The organism is Propionispira raffinosivorans DSM 20765, from assembly GCF_000381065.1.
In the GTDB taxonomy this organism is placed as follows: domain Bacteria; phylum Bacillota; class Negativicutes; order Selenomonadales; family Selenomonadaceae; genus Propionispira; species Propionispira raffinosivorans.
The window spans coordinates 66,101-81,019 of sequence record NZ_KB905849.1 but is presented as its reverse complement, the minus strand read 5'-3'; the positions used below and the strand labels follow the sequence as shown (position 1 = coordinate 81,019).

The 14,919-nt window shown below is 38.9% G+C and carries 14 protein-coding genes and 1 riboswitch; of the genes, 2 read left to right on the top strand and 12 right to left on the bottom strand.

The features are described from left to right. The first annotated feature begins 58 nt into the window (after positions 1 to 58). Positions 59 to 1,288: a pilus assembly protein TadG-related protein gene (locus tag F606_RS0110270; protein ID WP_019553797.1), complete on the top strand. Its 1,230-nt coding sequence runs from the start codon at positions 59 to 61 to the stop codon at positions 1,286 to 1,288. Positions 1,289 to 1,320: 32 nt separating this feature from the next. On the opposite strand, the gene F606_RS0110265 is transcribed toward F606_RS0110270, so the two are convergent. From F606_RS0110265 to cpaB, 10 genes are all read right to left on the bottom strand, one after another. Then, on the bottom strand, positions 1,321 to 1,671 hold the full coding sequence (locus F606_RS0110265; RefSeq protein ID WP_019553796.1) for a DUF192 domain-containing protein: 351 nt from the start codon (positions 1,669 to 1,671) through the stop codon (positions 1,321 to 1,323). Continuing rightward, complete coding sequence (locus F606_RS0110260) at positions 1,668 to 2,612, bottom strand: type II secretion system F family protein (protein WP_019553795.1); 945 nt, start codon at positions 2,610 to 2,612, stop codon at positions 1,668 to 1,670. Before F606_RS0110260 ends, F606_RS0110265 begins: the two co-directional genes overlap by 4 nt. A 4-nt stretch (positions 2,613 to 2,616) precedes the next feature. Beyond that, a complete protein-coding gene (locus F606_RS0110255; protein WP_019553794.1) occupies positions 2,617 to 4,008 on the bottom strand; it encodes a TadA family conjugal transfer-associated ATPase in 1,392 nt (463 codons plus the stop codon). A 2-nt stretch (positions 4,009 to 4,010) separates the two neighbouring features. After that, positions 4,011 to 4,424 carry a TadE/TadG family type IV pilus assembly protein gene (locus F606_RS0110250; RefSeq protein WP_019553793.1) on the bottom strand — a complete coding sequence of 138 codons (414 nt, stop codon included), beginning with the start codon at positions 4,422 to 4,424 and terminating at the stop codon, positions 4,011 to 4,013. Positions 4,425 to 4,494: 70 nt separating this feature from the next. After that, on the bottom strand, positions 4,495 to 4,698 hold the full coding sequence (locus F606_RS0110245; RefSeq protein WP_019553792.1) for a hypothetical protein: 204 nt from the start codon (positions 4,696 to 4,698) through the stop codon (positions 4,495 to 4,497). 48 nt (positions 4,699 to 4,746) lie between these two features. Continuing rightward, the gene (locus F606_RS0110240; RefSeq protein WP_019553791.1) at positions 4,747 to 5,706 is read right to left on the bottom strand and encodes a type II secretion system F family protein; all 960 of its coding nucleotides are present in this window, start codon (positions 5,704 to 5,706) and stop codon (positions 4,747 to 4,749) included. 2 nt (positions 5,707 to 5,708) lie between these two features. Then, positions 5,709 to 6,830, bottom strand: coding sequence for a CpaE/TadZ family protein (locus tag F606_RS0110235; RefSeq protein ID WP_019553790.1), 1,122 nt, complete (start codon positions 6,828 to 6,830; stop codon positions 5,709 to 5,711). A 23-nt stretch (positions 6,831 to 6,853) separates the two neighbouring features. Beyond that, the gene (locus F606_RS0110230; protein ID WP_019553789.1) at positions 6,854 to 7,708 is read right to left on the bottom strand and encodes a CpaE/TadZ family protein; all 855 of its coding nucleotides are present in this window, start codon (positions 7,706 to 7,708) and stop codon (positions 6,854 to 6,856) included. A 2-nt stretch (positions 7,709 to 7,710) separates the two neighbouring features. Further along, entirely contained in the window at positions 7,711 to 8,958 is a 1,248-nt protein-coding gene (locus F606_RS0110225; RefSeq protein ID WP_019553788.1) for a type II and III secretion system protein family protein, read from the bottom strand. 14 nt (positions 8,959 to 8,972) lie between these two features. Further along, entirely contained in the window at positions 8,973 to 9,932 is a 960-nt protein-coding gene (gene cpaB / locus F606_RS0110220) for a Flp pilus assembly protein CpaB (RefSeq protein ID WP_019553787.1), read from the bottom strand. Positions 9,933 to 10,050: 118 nt separating this feature from the next. Continuing rightward, a riboswitch (cyclic di-GMP riboswitch) is annotated at positions 10,051 to 10,135 on the bottom strand. Positions 10,136 to 10,672: 537 nt separating this feature from the next. On the opposite strand from cpaB, the gene F606_RS0110215 reads away from it, so the two are divergent. Beyond that, complete coding sequence (locus tag F606_RS0110215) at positions 10,673 to 11,320, top strand: prepilin peptidase (protein ID WP_019553786.1); 648 nt, start codon at positions 10,673 to 10,675, stop codon at positions 11,318 to 11,320. 65 nt (positions 11,321 to 11,385) lie between these two features. Here the strand turns inward: F606_RS0110215 and F606_RS20965 are convergent, their stop codons facing one another. Together F606_RS20965 and F606_RS0110205 are read right to left on the bottom strand one after the other, a co-directional pair. Further along, entirely contained in the window at positions 11,386 to 12,870 is a 1,485-nt protein-coding gene (locus tag F606_RS20965) for a flagellar assembly protein A (RefSeq protein ID WP_019553785.1), read from the bottom strand. A 506-nt stretch (positions 12,871 to 13,376) separates the two neighbouring features. Continuing rightward, positions 13,377 to 14,822: a glycoside-pentoside-hexuronide (GPH):cation symporter gene (locus F606_RS0110205; protein WP_019553784.1), complete on the bottom strand. Its 1,446-nt coding sequence runs from the start codon at positions 14,820 to 14,822 to the stop codon at positions 13,377 to 13,379. Positions 14,823 to 14,919 lie beyond the last annotated feature (97 nt).

Below are 14,919 nucleotides of genomic sequence, written 5' to 3'. Positions count from 1 at the left end.
GTATAATAAATTGTTATATTTATTATATTTTAATCTCAACATGTAAGGAGACTATTCCATGAATTTTCTTCGTTTCAAACAAAAAGGTTCTGTCTTCATTCTAATGGCTATTACAATCCCATTTTTACTACTAAGCAGTGCCATTGCTGTCGATGTTGGCGCTCTTTATGTCCAGCGCTCCCATATGCAAAACATTGCCGATGCCGCGGCATTAGCTGGAGCCAGTCAACTGCAAACAAGTGAGTCTGCCGCAAAATCCTTGGCGCAAAATTACGGCAAAAAAAATGGTGAAACCATTCCCGATGGCCAGATTACATTTCTCACCGATGGAACAACAAAAAAAATCCGTGTCGATATCAATAAAGATGCACCGTTATTATTCTTTAAATATTTTCAGGATATTCTAGGAACGAATATCATTCCGCCCTTCACACTCACGGTTCATGCAATTGCGGCCTCTACCGGTAACACACCAGGTATTTTTGATCATAGTATCATATCTGGTGGAACCGGAACTTTTTATCTATTAGGCCAATACGGTTCGGGTAATGAGGTCTTTAAGGGACCAATTCATGTAAATGGTACTTTTCAATTTGATAGAAACAGTGAAAATGGCTATGGAAGTGATAACCTCCCCAGCGGGGGCATACAAATCAATGCCCCCATTTCAATCTCCGCACGACAATACAATATTGGTGGTCTAAATAAGCCAGCAAATCAAGTCTTCACTTCGGACTTTACCTACGGTACTCCAACAATTGATATTACTGCAAATAATCCTGTGATAGCGGCTAAAATTACTTCTCTAACCAATACAGCCAACACATTTTCTTCCAACAATATTGCAAGTGCTGCTGGCGGTAGTGCAATCAACGCCCTAGCCGCAACCACACCACTTTATGTAAACGGAAGCTTATCATACACAAATATTATTTCAGGCCCCTATGGCAACAGTGGTATCGTTAAGAATGATCTTGTTATTGTCACCACCAGTGATATGAACCTAAGTTTTACAAGTGTAACCTTTGATCCGACCGCAACAATCACCTTGATTTCATTGAATGGCAATATCACAATTAATAATAGCCCACAAAGCAACCCCCTTCTTCATGTTAATATGCTAGCACCAAAGGGCAGTATAACAATTCAGGGCGGCGGACCAGAAACATTGGATGGTTATCTTATCGCACAAAATTTAAACCTCGGCAATGGTAATATAACCTATAAAAACTCCAAAGGTTCCACCTCCGGTTCTAGTAACGGCAATGCCGTAAGCCTGGTCGAATAAAATAAAGAGCGAAATCATAGCGATTTCGCTCTTTATTTTTGCCATTTTAATTTTTCGCCAATCTTCCAGCCGATCTGTTTGATCGTGCCACTTTTGACTTCTAAGGTATCCTGCGCATTCCAACAACAGCTCACTTGAAACGGTTTGATATTTTCTACCACTTTCAAAATCACACCATCTTTATCAAGATAAATAATATCCAGTGCATACAACATGCCAAACATATGAATACTATTACATTTGCAAAGCAGAAGCCCCTCTGTTTCCGGTAAAAACGATGTTCCGATAAGTCCTTTGAAGCGCTGCCAAAAAGTATCGGCAACCACAATATTCATTACGTTGTCGTGAAAGTTTTGTGGCATGATTTTATAAAAACTTTTCATTTCGACATCACCGTTAAATTATGCAGAATGGAAAAAACGGTTGGTAACAGAACGACCATAAATAATACTGGAAAAATGAATATCGCCAGAGGCAATAATATCTTAACAGGCGCCTTCAATGCCTGTTCCTTGACGGTCTGTCTTCTTCGTTCACGCATATTTTCCGACTGAATGAGTAAAGTTTTCCCCATACTAACACCTAAGCGATCAGCTTGAATAACCGCCGCTGTAAAAAGATATACTTCTGGTCTGCCACATCGGTCTGACATATTCGTTAGAGCCATTCGCCGTGTCATTCCCATACGAATATCCCGCAACATTTTTTGGCACTCCTCAATCAAAGGTCCTTGCATTCGTTCCACTACCTTTGCCATTGCACCATCAAAAGACAATCCAGCTTCTACACTTACACAAAGCAAATCCAGCACTTCTGGCAACTGCCTTATGATTTTTTTACGCCGCTTTGCAATCAGTGAATCAAAAAAAACAAGTGGCAATCCTCCTCCGATCAGAGCCGATGAAAAGACCAATGTAATCCCTTGTAAAAAAGACAGATTCATTACAAAAAAAGCAAAAAACGACATAAAAAGAACAGAAAACAGCGATACTATCAGCAACAAACAAACCCAATCATTCACATTCCAAATATGTTGTTTCCCCGCTTGCAAAATTCGTTCAGCGACAGTCTGGTAAACCCGTTGCGGTACGAAGCGAATGATCACTTCTTCCATTTGATGAACCATCTCCCAAACAAAACTGAAAGGTGATGGTTTGTCTGCTTTTTCTGATGCAAATGGCCCTTGTTCTGCTAAAATCGAAGCTTGCCGTAGTCGCTGCACACGCTCTTTCACCTGCGTTTTCGGGGCAATTTTAGTAACCACCAATACATAAAAAAAGAAAAACAAGAATAAACCACTCATCAAAGCAATCCATAAAGCCATAGCATTACCTCCACTCTGTTTCATTCGTTCCATTATGATCTGAAACGAATAAATTTTTTGGCATCTGAATTCCATTCATCTCAAACTTTTCCATAAATTTAGGGCGCATGCCTGTTGATTCAAAAGCCCCCAAAACTTTGTTTTTTTCATCAATGCCAGTTTGAACAAACCGGAATAAATCCTGGAGAATAATAACATCCCCCTCCATCTTTTGAACCTCTGTAATATATGTAATTTTCCGGCTGCCATCTCTAATTCTTGACTGCTGAATAATGAGATCCACTGCGGAAGAAATCTGTTCGCGAATAGCCCTGACGGGCAAATCCATACCTGCCATAAGCACCATCGTTTCCAAGCGACTCAAAACATCACGCGGCGTATTGGCATGTGCCGTAGTTAACGAACCATCATGTCCTGTATTCATCGCCTGAAGCATATCTAAGGCTTCACCAGAACGCACTTCACCCACAACAATACGATCAGGACGCATACGCAAAGCATTTCGTACCAAATCACGAATTGTAATCAACCCGGACCCTTCAATATTAGCAGGTCGACTTTCCAATGTCACTACATGCTCCTGCATAAGCCTTAGTTCTGCGGCATCTTCAATCGTAACAATACGTTCATCGCTTGGAATAAAAGACGATAAGACATTCAGTGTCGTGGTCTTGCCTGAACCAGTCCCGCCAGAAACAACAATATTGAGTCTTGCTGCTATACAAGCTCTTAAAAAAGCTGCCATATCCTCACTCAAAGAACCAAAACCAATCAAATTTTCGACAGTCAGTGGATCTTTGGTGAATTTACGTATCGTCACGCAGGGACCTATGAGCGACAAAGGAGGAATGATGATATTGACCCGTGACCCGTCTTCCAGCCTTGCATCCACTAAAGGCGAACTTTCATCAATCCGACGCCCGAGCGGTGCAATAATTCGTTCAATGATATTCATAAGATGTCCATCATCATGAAATTGCACTTTTGTAAGATGCAATTTCCCCATACGTTCAACAAATACATGTTTGGGACCATTAATCATGATTTCTGTAACCGTTTCATCTTTTAGCAATGGTTCAATCGGTCCCAATCCCAACATTTCATCAAGAATATCCGCCACAATACCCGTTTGATCAGCCCGGGGAACAGCAAATGGATGCTCATCCAAAACACGTTTACAATATCCTGCAATAATGATTTCAATTTCACGATGATCACGCTGCCCGCTTGTCAAAATCTGTTGCTGCTCAATATTCATTTCATCAACAATTCGCCGATGAATTTCGAGTTTTAAATCTTGATATTGTCCTTCCATGGAGCTGCCTTTTCTGCCCGCAAAAATTGCTTGACGTTCCTCCATACCATTTTTTTTCCCTAATCGTTCAAATAATAACATAATCACCCCTCCTTGTGCATCACCAATAAGGAAGAAATGGTCGCTGGCAATACCTTTTTCCAGTAACTTCCCTCCTGCGCTTGTAACGCAGCCTGTAAAGTAACCTCAACAGCCGATCCCGCACTCGTATTCGTATTATCTTCCGGCACTGTTGTGATTTGAATACCAGTGTTTGGATCAAAAACATAAAAATCCGTTAAAAATACTTGCCCCTTATAATCTTTTTTAATCGAATCAAGTGAAATGCCAACCGATTGCCGCCGGGCAATATCACGAGTCATCTCCGTTAAAGTGAGATAATCATGGAAAAACATTGCTAAGTAGGCGAAAGCACACAACATAAAAATAAAAAATGGTAAAATAAGTGCAAATTCAATGATAGCCTGCCCACGTTCGTTCTTGATTTGTTTTAGCATGATATCCATCGCTCCTTCCTTTTATATTATAAAGCGATCTCTCAAAAAAGAGACCGCTTTATAAGGCAATTTAGTTAGCAGTAATACGAGCTGCTGCTCTATTAAATACATTCGTATAAAGATTTTGGATAGCTGTAGCAATTGCCGCATTATTATTTGCAGCTACTGCAACACCAATCGCAACAACGATCCCAACAACAACCGCATATTCAACCATGCCCTGACCTTTTTCACTTAAATAACGTGCCTTAAAATAAGTCCAATACGTTAACATAAACATTCTCCTTTTTATTTTTTTATGTAAAAACCCGTTCAGTAGGTTTTAAACATCGATATCAACAATTTTGCGAATAACCCAAAAACCTATCAGTTCCGATATAATTGCACCAGCTAAACAGATACGGCCAATGGGTTCATCAAAAAAAGGATCGAGGTACTGCGGATTCATCACAGATGCTAAGCCTGCAACAGCAACCGGCAAAGCTGCCAGCACCCAGCTAGACAAGCGTCCCTGCGCCGTTAAAGTTTTAATTTCGCGCTTCATTTTGATACGTTCATTAATTGTCGCGGCTATTGTATCCAGAATTTGTGCTAAATTCCCGCCAACTTGGCGTTGGATGAGTACCGCCGTTATCACAAGGTCCATATCAGAACTCTCGATCCGTTTCCCAATATTCAAAAGTGCTGTTTCAGTATCAGCCCCAAGCTGAATTTCTGCAATTGCCTTAGAAAATTCAACCGAAACGGGTGGTTTCATTTCTTTCGCAATCAAATCCATTGCCTGCATAAAACTAAACCCGGAGCGCATAGCATTCGACATCATGGATAAAACATCCCCCAATTGGTTACTGAAAGCTTGTTTGCGGTGCGAAATAAGGATATTTAAATAACAAAAGCAAGCGGCTGCCACACCTATACTAATAAAAGCCGCATACTCCAGATGCATTGTCAGCATCATACCTAAGACACCTGACAGTAAGGAAACCGTACAAACGGCAGCTAAAAATTCAGACCCTAACAAGGACAGCCCTGCCTGCTGCATTTTACTATCAAAATTTTTCAATTTGGGCAGCATTTGTAATCTAAGACCAACATAGCGAATAAAATTCATCCACATTCCTAGGTAATCTATCTTTTTTTTCATAGACCGTTCTATGGTTACAGGCCCGGTATAACTGCGAACCTTACGTGTCAGCTTTATTTTTTCTCGTGACAAAACTGCAATACACATGAGAAGAATTACAAATACCAGCATACCACTGAGAAAAGCTACAATACCCATCGCTAACTCACCTGGTAGTGTCTGCCACAAATCTTGGCTGCCAATTGATCAATACTTCGCGCCAGAGGTGACTCCGGTTTAATATCGACGGCCATCCGGCCATTATTGGCCGCCGCCGAAACAAGTAAATATTCATTTGGTAAAATACTACAAATCGGATATTGCAAGGACTTTTCTAATTTATCCTGTTCTTGTTTTTCGCAAGGTTCAACTCTCGTAAAAATCGTCCTCACTTTGCTCTCATAATCAGGCCACACCTTAAAAATATCCAGCGCTCGCTGCATGTGATTTACTTCATAACCACCGCTAACCATCGAAACCAAATAAACTTTATCTGCTGATTCGGCAGCGGTCACGGAAATTGGATTAAAAGCTGGCGGAACGTCAATCAAAATATAACGAAATAAGCTGCGAGCCATCGTAATCATCTCAGCAAAGGCTTTAGGACTCACATCCTCCGCAAATTCAGGACGTTTAGTCCCACATAGAACACGAACGCTATCTGTAATCGGCGTAAAATAAGAATTTAGTGTAATCGGTGATAAAAGCTTAATATCGCGTGTTGTTTCGACAATTGTACTTTGCGGATCCAAGTTAAAAAATACGGCCATATCCCCAAATTGCAAATCAGCATCAATAATCGCCACGTTTTGTCCACTTTTTTTCGCCAAGGCCATCGCTAGATTCGCAATCAATGTCGTCTTCCCGCTTTTCCCTTTCGGACTGAAAAATGTCATTACTTCACTCATTACCCCCATACCACTGTTCCCAAAAGTATTGACGGCAGAGGTAAGCTCATCTGTTGTAAAAGGCTTAATTAAATAACCTTTTGCACCCGCTTTGACCACATCACTGGCAACCTGTGCATTCCAACGGTTGCTCAAGCACAAAATTCCGGTCTGCGGAAAAGCACGTACAAATTCCAGTACAGTTTGCGCACTATCAACGGTATCAATGTCAAGCAAAATCAAATTTGGCATAAAAACCCCGCCTTGCCCCAATGCCTCTCGCGGATCACGTGAGCGAGAAACGAGTTGAAAACCTTTCGTATTTCGCACTACACTGGATAATCGTTCCAGCATAATGTTATTTGGCTCTACGAGCAGAACATGATATTCTTTCATCTGTTTTCGCTCCTTTCAACTTGCTATTTAAACAATTTTTTCATCCAAGATGATAACGGTACATTTGGTGTATCACTTTCACGCATACGATTTGTATATTTATCAATCAAATCTTGTAGACTTCGACCTAAAGCAGTCTCATCTCGGTCAATCACCAAAGGAACTCCTTTATGCAGTGAATCAATCGCGGTAAAAAAATCATTTGGCAGGACATGGTAAAAATGTTCTTCCAGTAATTGTTCAACGTCCTGTAATTCAATATGGGTTTTCGAATTGTTCCGATTTAAAACAAAACGAATCTTATTTTTTTCATAGCCAATACTCCGCATCGTGTCATAACCAACTTTCATATTTTTGATAGTTGGAATAAAATCAACAATCCCCACAAACGTAATAATGGTACTAAGATCCATAGCCGCCAAATTTAATTCACTAAAAGCTGCGGTCGTATCCAAAACAATATAATCATATTCGCTCCTAAGGCCTGCCAAAATTGCGCTCACAGCTTGTGTTGATATATTATAAGCCTCTTCTAATTTTAGTGGTGCAGCCAATACAGAAAAACTTATCCCTTGATATTCATACTGCGTAATATAATCCTGACATCCTAATGTGCTGCTCTCATTTTCTACATTTTTTTGAAAATCATAAATCGTTTTCTGCGGTGCTATATTAAGATAGTTGCAAATATCGCCAAACTGCAAGTCCAAATCCACCACACAGACTTTGTATCCACTTTTTGCTAGTTCTGCCGTCATATTGATACTAAGCAAGGTTTTGCCTACAGCCGAAGCTGTACTGAATACTGTCATAATCGTACCGCTTTTAATTTCTTCTGCCATCTTTCGTTCACCACTTTTTATTTTTGATTCAGTCATTACTATTTTTTATCTTCCAGCATTTTTTTTATTTCATCCGACATTTTTGTCGGCGTCGTTTCATCAACCAGTGTTGGCGTTACTAAGATAATAATTTCCCTATGCGATTTACTCGTAGTCGTACTGCGAAAGAACTGTCCTATAATGGGTAAATCTCCTAAGAACGGAAACTTCAGTACTTGTTTACTTTCGTTTGAACTCAAAAGCCCGCCAATTACCATTGTGCTGCCAGAAGAAAGATGAATTACTGTTTCTGCTTTACGAGAAAGCAAGGCGGGTATTGAAATGGAACTGCTCACAGCAACCGCATTGGAACTATCCAGACTACTCACTTCAGCCTGCACTTTGCTCGTAATCTGATTATCCGCATCCACCTGTGGCTCAATGTTTAATTTAATTCCATACTCACGCCACTCTACAGTTACTTGTCCATCTGAATTTCCAGTTGGAATCGGGATTTCTCCGCCGACAAGAATATTCGCCTTTTCGCCACTCATCGTAATCATACTTGGCTGCGAAAGAATCTTGGCGTCACCATTGGTAATCAATGCCTGCAGCGTTGCGTTGATATCAGCATAGCCACCAAGTTTTGAAGAAGAAGTATCTCTGGTATTCGAAAAAGTTTGCCCAAAACCAAAAACCCCCGTCGAGCCAATCGTTACAATCCCCGTAGTTGTATCAATACTAGATGCATTTGCATATTGTATGCCAAGCTTCTTAACTTTATCCGTTGAAATTTCAACAATTTTCGCCTCTAGTCGTATTTGCGAAGGATGTGTCATTTCCAATAAGTCAACTACCTTTGCTCCATACATTTCAGCGATTTTTTCCGCCCGGTTTTTTTCCAACTGATTGAGAACAGAACCCTTGAGTAAAACTTTATCGCTGATTTTTTCTACACGAATATTTGGATACCCGATCATCTTGGCAATCACTAAGGAGGTTTGCGTATCGTGATCTTGGATCGTAACGGTATATTCCTGCCTGATTCCATCCATCGTCCATATGTAAAGTGTTGTCGTTCCCGGTTTTTTTGCTACAACCAGCATATCTTCTTTTGACAATACCGTAACATCCGCAATTTCTGGGTTCGCCACAGCAATACGATCAATCGGCGCACCAGCATTCAGATACAACGATTGATTGGCATCCATCGTAAGATTCCCTTCCGCCTGAACCGTACCAACCGTGTAAAACACAAAACAAATTGCCACAAACAGACATTTATATGTGTTGGTCATTATCCTCATCAATTTTTTTCTCCTTATCGTACTGCTACTGAACTCATTGTATTGCCACGAATTACCGTTACACTATCCACTATCGGTTGCTCACGTGGTACCTGCTGGACAGGTGCGCCTTGCATCGGAACTGCAGCCGGAGTATTTTCCCGTGCAGTTCGAGAATCAAATGGTGGCGAAGTATTTGTAGCTGCATTTTGATTCATCAGTGGTGCCGTTGTTCCTTCATCAAATTGATGAGTCACGACTTCGGTTGTCAATATAAAACTATCCTTTGGTTTAAATGGACGAAGTACCAAATAAATTGTACCTTTCGTTTGTGCTACAGCCAAACGAATTGCATCTTCCGGTGAAACAGCCATTGTTGCCGTAGCCATTTGATCTTTTTTGTCATCTTTTTTACTGTCAACCGTATCACTATCTTTATTAATCGCCAGCAATAATATATTTTGCAGAATCATTTCGCCTGAAACCGTATTTTTTTGTTTTTTATCATCAATTACCATAACATCGACATACTCACCCGGTTTAGCAAAACCGGAAATTCCGGTTATATCCGTAATAGCAATGGAGATGGCTCGTTTATCGGCAGGAATACTAGCAATAAATCCCTCTTTCGTTACATCACCAAACAGTTTATTTGCCGTAATAGAATCCCCCTGCAAAATTTTAAGTTTGGCAACTTTTCCTGCAGCTGCCGACATATCTTTTATTGCATCGGTTTGAACAAGCTCATTGGGCATATGAACCGTCTTTAACATTTCTTCACGAATCACGGTTCGTTCGGGGATATCAACAGCCGCTACAATTACATCCGTAAACGATTCAGTTGCTGTATCCTGTTTGGTCTCTAAACCAGATAGATATGTATAAATCAATAAACCTACAATAAAGCTTGCACAAAAAGCCAATATGATAAGCTGCTTTGGAGCCATCATTTCTAGCTTTTCCAGCAAACGCTTTGGTATTTCAGGCAAATGCAAAATAAATCCTCCTAACGCAATCACAAATAAACTATAGTATAAAAAATAAATTTGAAAGACACGCAAAAATGCCCGGCAGCATGAAAAAGTATACAGCTAAAATACTGTACAAGTTTACGAATGCAGCCAGGCAATCATAGATATAAATCTTTAGACCCAGGGCTTTGCGTCCTTATCTTTCAATAAGTTTGCTCCATATGAACTCACGATTTAAATTCATTCACAAGATAATCTAAATCGGTTTTTATTTCTATAGTTATAATAGCGTATTCCACTAAAATTAACAAGCCTCTCCAGGTAAATTTAAAAAAAAATTAACAATATCGGGACACTTTAACAAATTGCCAAAATAAAAGTCCAGCTACCATAATACTTTTATGATCTTAAAAAATAAAAATCTATTTATTATTTCAAAACCAGGCTCTTAGTCCTATAAGCAAAGATTGTTATGAATTGCAGCACCTTATCAACGTTAGAAGAATTTATATATGCTTCTATATAAGTTGCATTAAATATTCGATAAGGCAATCGTCAGGAATGGGGTAAAGGGTTGAGTGGCGTTACGGAGGAAGCAAACGATGCCCTATACCCCATTCCTGGCAGCCTAATAGACTAGATGTCATTTCTTTAATACATTATATATATTCTAAAATATCAGTCACTGCTATTTTTTTGTATACGAATCCTAACCAAAAATGCTATGCTATATAAAAACAAATTCATACGAAAGGTGGGCTCCTATGCTTGAACAATTTTCCTATTTCAGTACCTTTTTCATGCTTTTCATTCTAACAATCCTTTTAAGCAAGCTGTGTTCAGAACTATTTCAATCTCAACTAGCTTCTATCAGTGCTATTTTAGAAAAACCAACGCTATTATTTCATTCGACAGCAAAACGTGAGGCATGCTTGTGTTTGCTCTTTTTTGCTGCTTATATCTTAACAGCACCGCTTGCCGTTGACCCATTTAATTTATTAATTTTATGGATCTTTGTATCCTTTTTAATTTTTATCAGCATCATGGATCTGGAACAGCAAATTATTTTAGACAATGTTCTGTATTGTTTTTTCTTTTGTGGGCTCTTTTTTTCATTTTTTTTACCAGAACTCTTTCTTAATCGTCTGCTAGCGGCATGCAGCGGTGGTCTGCTTTTGTTGATCTTAGCTATTCTTACCAGAGGAGCCATCGGCGGCGGCGATATTAAATTGCTATTTGTTCTAGGATTTTGGCTCGGTATTGATAAACTACTGTTTACACTATTTTTTGGTTTTATCAGCGGTGGTTTTATCAGCATCTTGCTACTCCTTAGTCATCTAAAAAAAAGACATGACACGATTGCCTACGGTCCATATTTTGCTTTAGGTGCCATACTGTCCATGTTTCATTAAAGATAAAAAAAAGAGGAAGAACATCTCCTGCCTGCACAAGATATTCTTCCTCTTTTTTATATGGTTTAATATGGTCCGATTGAAATTTTATCATCCTCTTCTTCTACAAAAAAAGTGGCATGTTTGACAGAATCTGCTAGAGATTTCAGATGGCGGCCAATCATAATTTTTACGCCAGCATAAGCTGTGTCATCGACACGAATTTTTCCGTCAGCCTTGATGTTATTTATCATCTCATCCTCTATTTTATTTTGGTGTTCCTTAACATCATCGGGGGTTGCACATACTTGTATTTTTTTGCCAACTTCTAATACCGTACCAACTTCTGATCGAGTTCCAAAGATTGCTGCTTGTATTTCGACACCAGCCGTAATTGTTCCACCAATAATACGACCATGCTGCCCTGCAACAATAACTTTTTCACCCGCATTCACCAGACTATGCAAAATAACATCCATTACATATAAATCAGTACCCGCAAATACATTTGCTTTTTCAATAAATTTAGCACTTATGGTTTCAGTCGCTTTCACATAACCGTGTTCCATACCAAAGACACCCATGCCAACCTTAATATTTTTACCTTCAACCTGAGCACCACAGATACCACCACGGATATCAATATCACCTTCAGCTTTTACATAAAAGCCTTCTTGAACGGAACCACGAATAATGATACTTCCCGGGAATTCAATGTTGCCCGTACTTAAATCCACATCACTCTTTATTTCCATCACAGGAAGAATTGCCAGTTTATTATTCTCCCATACGACTTCGCCGGCTAATCCAGCCATCATCAAATTGTTTTTTACAATATTAACATTTTTTCCCACCGGCAGAATCAAATCTTTTCCATCTTTGATAATAACTTTCTTACCAAAAACATCCATGCCGGGGATACTCTTCGTCGCTGGTATTTTTTCTGCTAACAATTGATTTTCCGTGGCAACAAAAAACATTCTGGTATTTTTAAAATCAACCGTTCCATCTTCCAGTTCAACCGGGCGGCCTTTATTGGCAAAATCCACATAATATTTAATACAAGCATCGGCCCCTGGTATCGGTGCAACACCTCTTGCACAAACAACTTTCATTTCCGGATCTGCCAAAAACTTTTTCACAGCCACACCATCAATACCAAAGGAAACACCAGCTTCTTTTAATTTTCCAATAACATCCTCTAATGTCAGGGGATTATCTCCCTGATTCTCTTGACTTTCCAGCACAGCTACCATACGATCTCGTGTGACTTGAATCTTAATCTGTCGTGTGACCAGCTCCTCTTTTTTTTCCACAAGTTCTGCTATCTTAACCGGAACTCCAGCTGCTTGATTTATAACTTGTGAAATAAGAAAATGATTGGTTTTATCAATAGAATATGTGTTCAGCTCTTCTTTAATAGCTGCGGCATCAACCGGCCTGCCACGTTCTTTCGGCGGAAATACAAGCAAAAAGATATCCTTATCCTTTATTGTGATTTGATAAAAACCATCGTCATTCGGCAGAACGGTCCCTGCTCCTGCTGTTACAAGCTCTGCATTGTCTTTCATTTTGCGACGCTCCTCAGATTTCCGAATTAACTGACTTTAAAAAAGCATTTTAATCAGGAAAATTTAAATCTATACCTATTATTAGAACGAACGTTGTCAGTTAAAGTTCAAATTCAACCATAATCATATAAAGAAATACCGGCCATAAAACATGCTGGTATTTTGTGGTAAAATCTATGAAACTTCTATTGACATGCTATTCAGACCCTACTCACCAGTTTTTCTCCGCTTGTAAAACAATACTCTAAAACTAATTATTCTACTTAATTTAAATATTCTGTTAAATTTGCATACACTAAAAAGCAAAGTAATAATCTTATTTAATTTTATCATAAATATTAAAGTTTTGTCAAAAAATAATTATGCGAACTACTTTTAATTTTTCGAAGATAACGTGTATTTTTCTCCATAGAAAAACAAACAAAAAACAAGGGCTGCTATCGTTTTCATTTCACGATACCCGCCCTTGTCTTTTTCGTTTTCTTAAGAATCAAAACGCTTTGATCTTATTCTATTTTGCCTTTTTCCCAAACACCATTTTCTAGATCCAGCGCAATTTTTTTATAATTATCATCTGATAAATTATATAAAATACTAAGGATGATCGCTGCCACACCTAATGCGACACCTGGATAGAGTGTCATCGCAGCTTTAATTCCTGTTAAAGTAACTTCCGTTTGTACGGCATTCGCTACGTAACCAGTTAATGCGAGAATCCCCGAACTTACCACTGCAGCTAAAGCCTGGGCAATTTTGCGAGAGAAATTGAAGGCTGCATAGGTGATACCTTCTTTTCTGATACCATTATGCCATTCGCCATAATCAATTACGTCGGACACAAAGGCCCACGTTACACCATTTGGTATAGCTAAAGCTGCATAACCAATTGTTACCAAAAATACAAAAGAATAGATATTTGTTGGAATGATAAAATTTAGTATATTGGCAAAACAGCCAATAAGAAGCCCGCCAATCGCTGTTTTCTTTTTGCCAAATCTCCGAACTAGTTTTGGCATCAACAAAATACCTAAAACGGAACACCCCATCATGATTCCATTAATAATAGGCTGTAAAGATAAATTTCCTAAATTATATTGACAGAAAAAAATCATCATTTGCATATTTGTATTCATTGCCGAAATTGTGAATAATGTCATTAAAATGAGACAAATTAATGGTCTATTGGTAAAAATAGTCTTCGCATAATCCTTAAACCCTGCGTTTTGTTCAGCCGTTGTATTGCGATTTACTTTTACATGTTCACGAGTGTTGCGATAACAGATATAAAAGCCAAGAACCCCGATAATAGCCATAATAATTGATGCAACCAAAAACCCTTGATGTGGATTACTGAACATGAGTAAAATCGGGACAAACCCAATTCCGGTTAAAAGCTGTGCTCCTACCGAACCAACTTGTCTGGTCGTTGCCATTTGACTTCGTTCATTTACATCTCTTGTCATTACGCTGGCCAGCGATCCATAAGGAATATTCGTAAACGAATAAACAAGTCCCCAAAGCATATAAGCACCATAAGCAAAAAACACTTTTTCACCACCGGACAAGAAATCAGGCATGGTAAAAGTAATAACAGTTAAAATACCAAGAAGAATACTGGAAATCATCATGACTGGTCTAAATTTCCCCCGCGGACCGATGTTTTTGCGCCGATCAATCAATGACCCCGCGATTGGATCCATAAATGCATCAAAAATTTTAGTAAAGGCAAAAATACCGGCAACTGCAACAGCTGGTATCATACAAACATCAATCCAGTATTTCGTCAAATAAGCTTGTCCCAAATCAAACATGAACCCATTGCCACAATCCCCAAAACCATATGATATTTTTTCTTTCCAAGATAATTTTTTATTTCCTGCATCATTTTGACCCTGACCATCAATAGGGGGCTCTGAAGATTCATCTATTATTTTTTCCACTATTTCAGACATTTTTCTTCCTCCTGCACCTTATATTTTCCCCGTTTAAAAAGAGCACCTAACAATTTGATGAAAAATATTATTTACGAAAAGATTTAAACTTTCTGAC

Bases quoted from the DNA above. Each gene is read 5' to 3' on its own strand.
- F606_RS0110270 (WP_019553797.1), top strand. From the start codon at position 59: ATGAATTTTCTTCGTTTCAAACAAAAAGGTTCTGTCTTCATTCTAATG.
- F606_RS0110245 (WP_019553792.1), bottom strand. From the start codon at position 4,698: ATGTTAACGTATTGGACTTATTTTAAGGCACGTTATTTAAGTGAAAAA.
- F606_RS0110205 (WP_019553784.1), bottom strand. From the start codon at position 14,822: ATGTCTGAAATAGTGGAAAAAATAATAGATGAATCTTCAGAGCCCCCT.
- F606_RS0110255 (WP_019553794.1), bottom strand. From the start codon at position 4,008: ATGTTATTATTTGAACGATTAGGGAAAAAAAATGGTATGGAGGAACGT.
- F606_RS0110250 (WP_019553793.1), bottom strand. From the start codon at position 4,424: ATGCTAAAACAAATCAAGAACGAACGTGGGCAGGCTATCATTGAATTT.
- F606_RS0110215 (WP_019553786.1), top strand. From the start codon at position 10,673: ATGCTTGAACAATTTTCCTATTTCAGTACCTTTTTCATGCTTTTCATT.
- F606_RS0110240 (WP_019553791.1), bottom strand. From the start codon at position 5,706: ATGGGTATTGTAGCTTTTCTCAGTGGTATGCTGGTATTTGTAATTCTT.
- F606_RS0110235 (WP_019553790.1), bottom strand. From the start codon at position 6,830: ATGAAAGAATATCATGTTCTGCTCGTAGAGCCAAATAACATTATGCTG.
- F606_RS0110225 (WP_019553788.1), bottom strand. From the start codon at position 8,958: ATGAGGATAATGACCAACACATATAAATGTCTGTTTGTGGCAATTTGT.
- F606_RS0110265 (WP_019553796.1), bottom strand. From the start codon at position 1,671: ATGAAAAGTTTTTATAAAATCATGCCACAAAACTTTCACGACAACGTA.
- F606_RS0110260 (WP_019553795.1), bottom strand. From the start codon at position 2,612: ATGGCTTTATGGATTGCTTTGATGAGTGGTTTATTCTTGTTTTTCTTT.
- F606_RS0110230 (WP_019553789.1), bottom strand. From the start codon at position 7,708: ATGACTGAATCAAAAATAAAAAGTGGTGAACGAAAGATGGCAGAAGAA.
- F606_RS20965 (WP_019553785.1), bottom strand. From the start codon at position 12,870: ATGAAAGACAATGCAGAGCTTGTAACAGCAGGAGCAGGGACCGTTCTG.